This window comes from Pseudomonas sp. BAY1663 (assembly GCF_000582595.1).
GTDB lineage: Bacteria > Pseudomonadota > Gammaproteobacteria > Pseudomonadales > Pseudomonadaceae > Stutzerimonas > Stutzerimonas stutzeri_AF.
This window is the reverse complement of the sequence record NZ_AZSV01000119.1, coordinates 1-9,917: the sequence shown is the minus strand read 5'-3', so window position 1 is coordinate 9,917 and position 9,917 is coordinate 1. Positions and strand designations below refer to the sequence as shown.

8 protein-coding genes and 3 pseudogenes are annotated in these 9,917 nt (G+C 68.8%); 1 reads left to right on the top strand and 10 read right to left on the bottom strand.

The genetic code is table 11. The annotated features are described in order from the left end of the window. From BAY1663_RS20905 to mdcA, 10 genes and pseudogenes are all read right to left on the bottom strand, one after another. Nucleotides 1–1,541 (bottom strand): methyl-accepting chemotaxis protein (locus tag BAY1663_RS20905; protein ID WP_037044615.1); only part of this gene is annotated, 1,541 nt, incomplete at its 3' end. Between the two features lie 104 nt (nucleotides 1,542–1,645). Further along, nucleotides 1,646–2,410 (bottom strand): malonate transporter subunit MadM, encoded by a 765-nt coding sequence (gene madM, locus BAY1663_RS20900; RefSeq protein ID WP_037044617.1) that lies wholly within the window; start codon nucleotides 2,408–2,410, stop codon nucleotides 1,646–1,648. A gap of 5 nt (nucleotides 2,411–2,415) precedes the next feature. Beyond that, nucleotides 2,416–2,829 carry a malonate transporter subunit MadL gene (madL, locus tag BAY1663_RS20895; protein WP_037044613.1) on the bottom strand — a complete coding sequence of 138 codons (414 nt, stop codon included), beginning with the start codon at nucleotides 2,827–2,829 and terminating at the stop codon, nucleotides 2,416–2,418. A 115-nt stretch (nucleotides 2,830–2,944) separates the two neighbouring features. After that, a pseudogene (gene mdcH, locus BAY1663_RS20890) lies at nucleotides 2,945–3,870 on the bottom strand (malonate decarboxylase subunit epsilon). Continuing rightward, nucleotides 3,867–4,484: a malonate decarboxylase holo-ACP synthase gene (locus BAY1663_RS20885; RefSeq protein ID WP_037044611.1), complete on the bottom strand. Its 618-nt coding sequence runs from the start codon at nucleotides 4,482–4,484 to the stop codon at nucleotides 3,867–3,869. Before BAY1663_RS20885 ends, mdcH begins: the two are co-directional and overlap by 4 nt. 70 nt (nucleotides 4,485–4,554) lie before the next feature. Then, complete coding sequence (gene mdcE, locus BAY1663_RS20880) at nucleotides 4,555–5,340, bottom strand: biotin-independent malonate decarboxylase subunit gamma (protein ID WP_037044609.1); 786 nt, start codon at nucleotides 5,338–5,340, stop codon at nucleotides 4,555–4,557. Continuing rightward, a complete protein-coding gene (locus BAY1663_RS20875; protein WP_037044607.1) occupies nucleotides 5,337–6,203 on the bottom strand; it encodes a biotin-independent malonate decarboxylase subunit beta in 867 nt (288 codons plus the stop codon). Before BAY1663_RS20875 ends, mdcE begins: the two co-directional genes overlap by 4 nt. Further along, the gene (locus BAY1663_RS20870) at nucleotides 6,196–6,495 is read right to left on the bottom strand and encodes a malonate decarboxylase subunit delta (RefSeq protein WP_003281886.1); all 300 of its coding nucleotides are present in this window, start codon (nucleotides 6,493–6,495) and stop codon (nucleotides 6,196–6,198) included. Before BAY1663_RS20870 ends, BAY1663_RS20875 begins: the two co-directional genes overlap by 8 nt. 2 nt (nucleotides 6,496–6,497) lie before the next feature. After that, a pseudogene (locus tag BAY1663_RS20865) lies at nucleotides 6,498–7,369 on the bottom strand (triphosphoribosyl-dephospho-CoA synthase). Beyond that, nucleotides 7,369–9,034 (bottom strand): annotated as a pseudogene (gene mdcA / locus BAY1663_RS20860) (malonate decarboxylase subunit alpha). The pseudogenes BAY1663_RS20865 and mdcA overlap by 1 nt, the downstream one beginning before the upstream one ends. A 265-nt stretch (nucleotides 9,035–9,299) precedes the next feature. Here mdcA and tssI point away from each other — a divergent pair. After that, nucleotides 9,300–9,917 (top strand): type VI secretion system tip protein TssI/VgrG (gene tssI / locus BAY1663_RS20855; protein ID WP_037044606.1); only part of this gene is annotated, 618 nt, incomplete at its 3' end.

The following is a 9,917-nucleotide window of genomic DNA, read 5'->3' as shown; positions in this document are numbered from 1 at the left end:
CCGCGCACCTCGTCGGCGACCACGGCGAAACCGCGCCCGGCCTCGCCCGCCCGGGCCGCCTCGATCGCCGCGTTGAGGGCCAGCAGGTTGGTCTGCTCGGCGATGCCGCTGATGACGGTCAGCACGGTGCTGATGCCCGCCGCTTCCTGGTTCAGCTGCTCCATGGCCTCGGCGGACAGGCCGATCTGCGAGGACAGGTCGTCGATCTGCGCCAGCGCCCGCCGTACCACATCGTTGCCCTGCAGCGCCTGGCGGTCGGCGTGCTGCGCGGCGGCGGAGGCCTGGTTGGCATTGCGCGCCACCTCCTGCACGGTGGCGGCCATTTCGTGCATGGCCGTGGCGACCTGGTCGGTCTCCTGGCGCTGGCTCTGGATACCGGCACTGGTCTGCTCGGTCACGGCGGACAGCTCCTGCGCCGAGCTGGCCAGCTGGTGGGTGATGCCGCCGATATGGCCGAGCAGTTCGCGCAGGTTGCCACGGGTACGCTCCAGGGCGTCGAGCAGCAGGCCGAACTCGTCGGTGCGCGACGCCCGCGAATGCTCGGTCATGTCGCCCGCGCCGATGCGCTCGGCGATGAGCACCGCCTGCGACAGCGGGCGCACGATCTGCCGTACGATCAGCCAGCCGATCAGTACGCCCAGGCCCACGGCCAACAGCGTGATGAGCAGCAGCAGCGCCTTCTTCTCGCCGGCTTCGGCGCCGCGCTTGTCCGTCTGCGATTTCACGATGCCGACGGAGTTGCGGTACAGGGTATCGAAGATGTCCAGCATCTCCTGGCGCACCCTGGCCTGCGCCGCCACCAGCGGCGGCAGCTGGTTGAACTGGCGGATGTAGGTCGCGACCGACTCGTGCAGCGGCTGCAGGTCCACGCCGGGCGTGCCGGCCAGTCGCGCGTCCAGCCGGTCCAGCGATGCCTGCAGCGTCTTGAACTGATCCTGCAGCAGTTGCAGAGATTTCTCGTCCTCGCCCATCAGGTAGCCGCGCACCAGGAAACGCACCATCCGGTTGTGCCTGGACACCTCGCCGATGAGCAAGCCGGTGGAGGCCTCTTCCGGGGTTTCGTACAGGACCGGATCATCCACCGTGCCGACCCAGCGCTTCTCCAGCTCCGCGATCAGCGCGTCGGAGGTGTTGCCGGCCGCCACCCAGCTGCTGCGCGTCCTGACCTTCTGGTCCGTGTATCCGACCAGTTCGAGGAAGGACTGGCCATAGCGCTGCGCTTCGCTGCCGATCAGCGCCAGGCGGTCGATGTCTTCCCGCTCGACGAACTCGCCCTGCGTATCCTGTACGCGCTGGACGATGCGACTGACCGCCTTTTCCACGTCCTCGACGTACTTGCGGTCGCCCTCGTTCTCGAAGCCGGCCCGCGAATAGCGGATCAGGTTCGCGTCGTCGAGCAGGTCCTCGGCGATCTTGGCCCTGTCACTGCGTGAAATCAGGGCATCCATGCTGAAGCTTCCGATCAATGCCACGGCCACGGTCAGGATCAGAATGGCAGCGAAACCGAGAGCCAGTTTGTGGCTGACCTTGAGAGTTTTCATCGTGCGTTGTTCCTTGTGTGCATCGTTCGCTATTCCTTGATGAACGCAAACGCGCCCGGGAAGGCGCGCTGCGTATGACGATGGGGATGTCCGTGCAAGGCTGCTCAGCCGAGCAGCCCGCGCATGACGAAGAACAGCAGCGACGGGCCGAGCAGGCAGCCGAGGGCGGTGTAGAACGCCGCGGTCAGACAGCCGTAGGGCACCAGCTTCGGATCGGTGGCCGCCAGGCCGCCGGCCACTCCGCTGGAGGTGCCGATCAGGCCGCCGAAGATCACCGCCGAGCGCGGGTTGTTCAGACCGATCAGCGGGGCGACGAAGGGGGTCGCGATCATCACCAGGATCGCCTTGACCAGGCCGGCGGCGATGGACAGCGCCATCACCTCGGAGCTGGCGCCGATCGCCGCGCCGGTGACCGGGCCGACGATGTAGGTCACCGCGCCGGTGCCGATGGTGGTCAGGCTGACCGCATCGGTGTAACCGAAGGCCATGGCCACGCCCACGCCCGCCACGAACGAGGCGAACACGCCGATGAACAACGCCAGCACACCGACGAAACCGGCGCGCTTGAGTTCCTCGACGCTGACGCCGAAACCGGTGGCGACGATGGCGAAGTCACGCAGCATGGCGCCGCCGAGCAGGCCGATGCCGGAGAACAGGGCGATGTCCACCAGGCCCTTCTGCCCGCCGGTGACCACGCCGCCGATGTAGGACAGCAGCAGGCCGATGAGGATGGCCACCGCCGAGCCGTGCAGGCGGCCCTTGGTGAGCTTGTCCGACAGCCAGTAGGACAGCCACATGGTCGCGCCGATAAGGGCGAAGCCGCTGATCAGGCCGTAGCCGGAAATCACTTTCATCAGGGACTCGTACATGGCCATTACCCCCGTGCGCTGCTGGTGGCGGGCTTGGCGGCGGCAACCGGCTCGGCCTCAGGCTTTTTTCGGCCGATGCGGTCCAGCACCGGCACCAGGGCGAAAGCCAGGGCCACCGCGGCGACGCCGGCGAGGATCGCCATCGGGCCGCCGGACAGCGCACCGTAGACGTTCTGCTGCGCGGCCATGGCGACCACGATCGGGATGTAGACGGCGCTCCAGAACTTCACGCCCTGCTCGGTCTCGGCCTTGAACAGGCCACGGTTCTTCAGGTAGCTGCCGACGAGGATCAGCAGCACCATGGCGATGCCGACGCCGCCGACGTTGGCCGGCACGCCGATCAGCTTGCCGAGCAGCTCACCGACGAAGATGCCGATGAGGGTACACAAGGCCAGGAAGGCCACACCAAAGATGATCATTGTTCTTGTCCTTTTGGGTTGCGCCGGGCCTGCAGAAGGCGTCGGCGCGTGTTGTCGAGGTCGTTGTTGTTATCCATCGATCTGGGCGAAGGCTCGCCCGGGTGCTGCACGCGGTCTATCGGCTCTGGCTGCCCTCCTGACGCAGCAAGGCGTCCAGTGTGTCGAGCCGGGCGCCGTCGAAGGCGACCAGCGTACCCTGTTCGAAAACCCGCCGCGCCAGCCGGTGAGCACCTGGCCCGGCGGCAGCTCGATGTGCAGGCGCACGCCGCGCTCAAAGGCGGTGCGCAGGGTGCCGTGCCAGTCGACGACGCGGCACATGTTGAAGGCCAGGTCGTCGCGCAGGCGCTCGGCGTCGAACAGCGGACGCGCCGAGGAGCCGCTGAGGTAGCGAATCCGCGGTGCGCGCACCTCCACCTCGGCGAAGGCATCCGCCAACCGCTGTGCCGGCTGCTCGAGCAGCACGCAGTGCGACGGCACGCTCATCGCCAGGCGTCGCGCGCAAGAGGCGCCCAGCGCCTTGGCCCGCACGGCGACCGCGGCCATGGCGGCATCGCTGCCGGCGATGACGAGCTGGTTGTCGGCGTTGATGTTGCCCAGGTAGACCGGGCCCTCGGCTTCGGCCAGCAGCGACTCGACCGTGCCCAGCGACAGGCCGAGGATGGCAGTCATGCCGTAGCCCTCGGGATAGGCCTGCTGCATCAGCTCGCCGCGCAGGGCGACCAGGCGCAGGGCGTCGGCGAACGTCAGCGACTCGGCGACAACCGCCGCGGCATAGGCACCGATGGACAGCCCGGCGACGTAGTCCGGCCGCTGGCCATCGCGCATCAGCAGGCGCGCCCCGGCGACACCGGCGATCAGCAGGCAGAGCTGCACCGCGCGGGTCGATTGCAGCGCCTCGGCCGAATCGAGCCGCAGCGCATCCTCGCCGAGCACGGCACTGGCCTCGGCCAGGGTCGCGGCGACTTCCGGCGCCTCGGGCAGTCGCCGGAGCATGCCGGGCTTTTGCGCGCCCTGGCCGGGAAAGGCGAACAGGCTGCTCATGCCACCCGCTCCTCTACCCAGGGGTTACCGACCAGGCGCGGTCCTTCGGCGGTCTTGACCAGCACCCGTGCGGCGCCACCGGCCCATTCGCCGAGCGCCACACCGCCCAGCGGGGTTTCCAGTTGCAGGTCGACGCGGCAGGCGCGGCCTTCGAGCAGCTGCAGCAGCGGGCGCGCCTCGCTGCGCGGCAGCGGCCGTTCGGCCCTGAGCAGCAGGTCCAGATCGCTGTCCGGATGCGCCGCCGACAAGCCGGTGGCGAGCTGGAAGCCGGCCGAGCCGGTGACACCCCAGGCATGGCCGAGCGCATCGAGCAGCGGACGCAGGCCTGCCAGCACGCGGAACACCGGCAGGTCCTCGCTGGCGCGACGATCGAGCAGCTGCTCCGGTGTCAGCCGCTGGCTGATCGCGGCGATCGGCATCAGCGCGGCCAGACGCTGGTCTCGCGTGGCGCCACGCAGGCCGACCGCCACCTGCCCTGGCGCGACGACGGCGCGACGCACCACCACCGGCTGGCCGGCGGCGAGCACGGCCACCGCCCAGGCCGGGGCATCGGCCGGCAACTGCTCGGGACGCATACCCCAGAGCAGGTCGTGGGGGCGAGGTGTGTCGTGCATCTACAGCCTCCTCGTGATTGTTGTTGTCGAGTCGCTGACGGGTCCGGCGATACCGCCGCTCAGGTGTTCGCTACCACTGCGCGCGCAACAGTTCGCGCACCCGCGACGACGCCTCGCGATTCGGCGCGCCGAGACGGCCGCGCAGGTCGCTGCTGCCGCCGATGTCCGCGACGGCCTTGGCGAGACAGTCGCGCACACGCCCCAGATCATCCGCCGAGGGCTGTTCGATGCTATCCACGGCGAGGGTTTCCCAGAGCAGGCCGAGGGTCGCGTAGTTGTCGATGTCGTAGGCCATCGGCGGCACCGATTCGGCCAGGGCTTCCAGCTCCTCGACGCTGCGCAGGGTGATGCGCGCCGCGGCGGCCTTGCCCATCGCATGCACCATCACGCCCGGATCGCGCAGGGCGATGATCCGCTGGGCCTGATAGCCATGAGCGAGAAAGGCACCGGACATGGCCTTGCCCACCAGCAGCGCGATCACCGGGTGCCCGGCCAGCCGCGCACGGGCATAGCCGTCCACCGCACCGGCCAGCGCCTGGTGAATGCCCAGCGCCTCCTCGCGGCGGCCATAGGCCTGGCTCGGCACGTCGACCACGGCGACCACCACACGCTTGTCCGCCTTGTCGCGATCGGCCGCGATCACCTCGTCCAGCGCCTGGCCCAGGGCCCAGCCTTCGAGCAGACCGACCTCGCCATTGCGCGCGCGCGGGAAGGGATTCTCGGCGTCCGGCACCACGGCGATATAGCGGGCGGCGCGCTCACCGAGGGTGCCGTCGACCACCTTCACCGAGGCCGGATAGCCCGCCTGTACCTGGCCGCCGGCCAGGGCTTGCAACCAGTTCAATCCACGGCTCATGGGGCATCTCCTTCGTAGAGGGCACGCACGGCGGCGGCATCGAGCTGCGTGCGGGTGTCGACGTCGGCCAGGCGCTGGAGGTACCAGGCGTGGCGGCGGCTGCGCGGCTGCAGCGGCTTGCCGAGGGCGAACAGTTCGTGCAGTTGCGCGCGGATGGCGTCGGTGTCGTCGGCCACGTAGGCGTCCACCAGACCCGAGGCGTAGCGTTGCTCGCCGCCGGTCAGGCTCCAGATGAAGGGGCGGTCGCGCGAGTCGTACTCGTCGAGCCCGGCTTCCTGCTCGATCACCTGCGGGCCGTTGAGGCCGACGCGGGCTTCGCGGGTCACGACCAGGTAGCTGCACAGCCCGGCCGCGATGGACATGCCGCCGAAGCAGCCGACGGAACCGGCGACCACGCCGATCACCGGCTGGTAGTCGCGCAGCTCGACGATGGCCGCCTGGATCTCGGCGATGGCGGCCAGGCCCAGGTTGGCTTCCTGCAGACGCACGCCGCCGGTTTCCAGCAGGAGCACGGCGCGGGTCGGGATGCCGTTGCGGTTGTCTTCGGCAGCCAGTTCCAGCAAGCCTGCGATCTTCGCGCCGCCGACTTCGCCCATGCTGCCGCCCTGGAAGGCGCCTTCGATGGCGGCGATCACCGCCGGCTGGCCGTCAAGGGTGCCCTTGGCGACCACCACGCCGTCGTCGGCCTGGGTGACGATGCCCTGCTTCGGCAGCCAGGGCGAGGTGACGCGAGCGAACGGATCGAGCAGTTCGCGGAAGCTGCCTTCGTCCAGCAGCGCGCGGGCACGCTGGCGGGCACCGAGTTCGACGAAGCTGCGCGACGCGAGTAAACGGGCCACGGTGTTAGCGGACACATCAGTCATGGCCGACCTCCTCCAGTCCCTGCTCCAGGCGCAGACGCACTACGCCGGGCGTGGCCCCGAAATCGTGAATATCGATGTTCAATGCCGGTGGCGTCTGCTCGCGGAACATCCGCTCGAACAGGCTCTTCCAGCGTTGCTCGGCACCATTGACCGAGGTGACTACCTGGATCGCCAGCTTGCCGGCCTGGCCGGGTTCCAGCAGCACTTCCAGATCGCCCGAGCCGACCACGCCGACCAGGGCCTTGCCGCGGGCGGGTTGCCCGGCGGCGAATTCGAAAGACAGGGTTTCCATGTTCAGTTGCTCCCAGTCGGCGCCAGCGCATGCGGCGCCAGGCGGTCAAGGAAAAGGGTGGCGGCCAGGAGGTCGGCGGCGCCTCCCGGCGAGGCGTTGAGGGCGAGCATGTCGCGATCGAGCAGGCGCAGCTGGCGACGGCCGGCGAGGCTGGCGGCACCACCGGCTTCGAGCACGGCGCGGGCTCCGGCCTGCATACGGGTCAGCCCTTCCAGACCGGCGCGATGCAGCACGCAGGTGTCGGTCAGGCTGCTCATGATCGCCAGCAGTGCATCGAGCCTGGCGTTCTGCTCGCCGGCGCCGGCGCGGCGACTGGCCAGGAGTTGCGGCAAGCCGTGCTCGATGACCGCGGGAAAGCCGTGCTGCGCCTGTTCGCGGGCGCCGAGCACGCCGTAGCGACGGCAGACCCGCGCGCCGTGGCTGTCCGGGTTGTGCGGCGCGGCCGGGTCGTCCAGCCGCGCCAGGGCGGCCGCGCTGGCGGCGATCCCGCCGGCCGAAGCGCCGCTTTCCAGCATCGCCGCCGCGCTGAGCAGCCCCAGCGCCCAGATCGCGCCGCGATGGGTGTTGACCCGGCGGTGACGCGCAACATCTCCGCTTCGCCGTCGCGGCCCAGCTGGCCGAGGGTTTCACGCAGCGCCTGGCTGACCCGACCTTCGCTCCGCGCGGCATCGGCCATGGCGGCGAACGCCGGCCACAGCGACTGCGCCGAGGCGTGCATCAGCCCCAGGTGCAGATCGCTGTGCGCGCCACTGCCGCGCCGATCGACCAGCCCCGGCTTGGGCGACAGGTCGGCCTCGTCGACCAGCGCCTGCACCGCCAGATCGGCCAGGCGCTCGGCCGCGGTCGGCGCCTGTCGTGCAATGAGTGCGCTCATCACCAGCTCCTGAACTTGGCAGGCGGGTTGTAGAGGCCGCCGGACCACTCCACCAGCTCGGCGATGCTCTTGGCGGCGAGCAGCTCGCGGGTGGCGTCGTTGCGGCGGATGCCGAGGTCTTCCGGCAGGGCGATCAGCTTCGCGGCGCATGCGCTCGGTGTCCTTCGGGTTGTGGCGCAGGCCGATGCTGGTGACGCCGGCCACCGCGGCGATCATCGCCTGGCGTTCCTCCAGCGAGCGGGCCTTGTACAGGTAGGCGATGCCTTCCTCGGTGAGCAGGTGGGTGACGTCGTCGCCGTAGATCATGATCGGCGCCAGCGGCATGCCGCTCTTCTTCGCCACGTCCACCGCATCGAGCTGCTCAACGAAGGTGGGTTTGCCACCCTCCTGGAAGGTCTCGACCATCTGCACCACGAGCTTCTTGCCGCGTTCGAGCATGGTCACCGGGGCCTCGCCGCCGGGCATGGCCATGTCCAGCCAGGCCGGGGTCGGATGGCGGCGACCGCGCGGGTCGTGGCCCATGTTCGGCGCACCGCCGAAACCGGCCAGGCGGCCGCGGGTGACGGTGGAGGAATGGCCATCACCATCGACCTGCAGGGTGGCGCCGATGAACAGGTCCACGGCGTACTGCCCGGCCAGCTGGCACATCATGCGGTTCGAGCGCATCGAGCCGTCGCGGCCGGTGAAGAACACGTCCGGGCGCTGGGCGATGTAGTTCTCCATACCCAGCTCGGTGCCGAAGCAATGCACGCTCTCGACCCAGCCGGTCTCGATCGCCGGGATCAGCGTCGGGTGCGGGTTGAGCGTCCAGTTGCGGCAGATCTTGCCTTTCAGGCCGAGGGATTCGCCGTAGGTCGGCAGGATCAGCTCGATGGCCGCGGTGTTGAAACCGATGCCGTGGTTGAGCGACTGCACGTTGTGTTTTTCGTAGATGCCGCGGATCGCCATCATCGCCATCAGCACGTGCACCGGCTTGATGTGGCGCGGGTCGCGGGTGAACAGCGGCTCGATGTAGAACGGCTTGTCCGCCACCACCACGAAATCGACCCAGCTCGCCGGGATGTCCACGCGCGGCAGTTCGTCGACGATCTCGTTGACCTGGACGATGACGATGCCGTCGCTGAAGGCGGTCGGCTCGACCAGCGCCGGGGTGTCTTCGGTGCTCGGCCCGGTGTAGATGTTGCCGTGGCGGTCGGCCTGGAAGCCGGCGACCAGCGCGACGTTGGGGATCAAGTCCACCAGCAGGCGCGAGTAGAGTTCGATGTAGGTGTGGATGGCGCCGACTTCCAGCAGGCCGTCTTCCAGCAGCTGGCTGATGCGCAGGCTCTGCGGGCCGGCGAAGGAGAAGTCGAGCTTGCGCGCGATCTGCCGCTCGAACAGATCCAGGTGCTCGGCACGGCTGACGCTCGGCATGATCATGTGCAGGTCGTGCAGCTTGCCGGGGTCGGCCTTGGCCAGGGAGCGGGAGAGGAAGTCCGCCTGCTTCTGGTTGTTGCCTTCGAGCACCACCCGGTCGCCAGGGGCGATCAGCAGTTCCAGGGCCTCGACGATCCGCTCGCTGGGCAGTACCACGCCATCGGCGAGGCTGCGCACCTGATCGAGACGACGGGCTTTTTCAGCGCGACGACGCGACCACTGCGGCGGTGGGGAGATTGTTGTTGTCATGGCGACTCCACAGGTTTTCCGCTTTGTGGAGCGCACAGTAGGGAGGTGACCGGGGGGTCATCAATCAAGCCGACCGGGCGAACGTTACGCCTGGCGTAACGGTCACCCGCGAGCTGGAGCGGCTGCACGAGGACCGGCGCGCTTGAGCCGCGCAAGATCGGGCATTTCTTGACCTGATGCATGCTCTGGAGCCGTGGTTGTTGAACTGGACACCGCCATCGGTCACCCTCCGGCCTTCGCCTAACCCAAGGAAGGAGGCCAAGGCATGCGGGATGCCAACCAGGCGCACATCACCCTCGCCATCGCAAGTCATGAAACCGGCCTGCAGGTAGCAGGCTTCGAAGGCCGGGAGAGGCTCAACCACCCCTATTGCTTCGATATCGAGCTGGTCAGCGAGCGCCCCGATCTCGACCTCGATGCGCTGATCAACCAGCCCGCCTACCTCGCCTTCGGCCCCGGCGGCAAGGGCGTGCACGGCATCGTCTACGGTATCGAGCAGGGCGATTCGGGCAAGCGCCTGACCCGCTACCGCATCGACCTGCGGCCGGCCCTGGCCTATCTGGGGCACTGCTTCGACCAGCGCATCTTCCAGCAGCGGACGGTGCCGCAGATCATCGCCGCAGTGCTCGAAGACCACGGCCTGCTCGGCGGCAGCGACTACCTTTTCCAGCTCGGCCCCTACGCCTACCCCGAACGCGATTACTGCGTGCAGTACGACGAGTCCGACCTGCACTTCATCCAGCGCCTGTGCGAGGAGGAAGGCCTTAGCTTTCACTTCCAGCATGACGAAGGTGGCCACACGCTGGTGTTCGGCGACGACCACACCGTGTTTCCCCGCCTTGCCCCGCTGAAGTACCAGCAGGACAGCGGCCTGGCCGCCGAG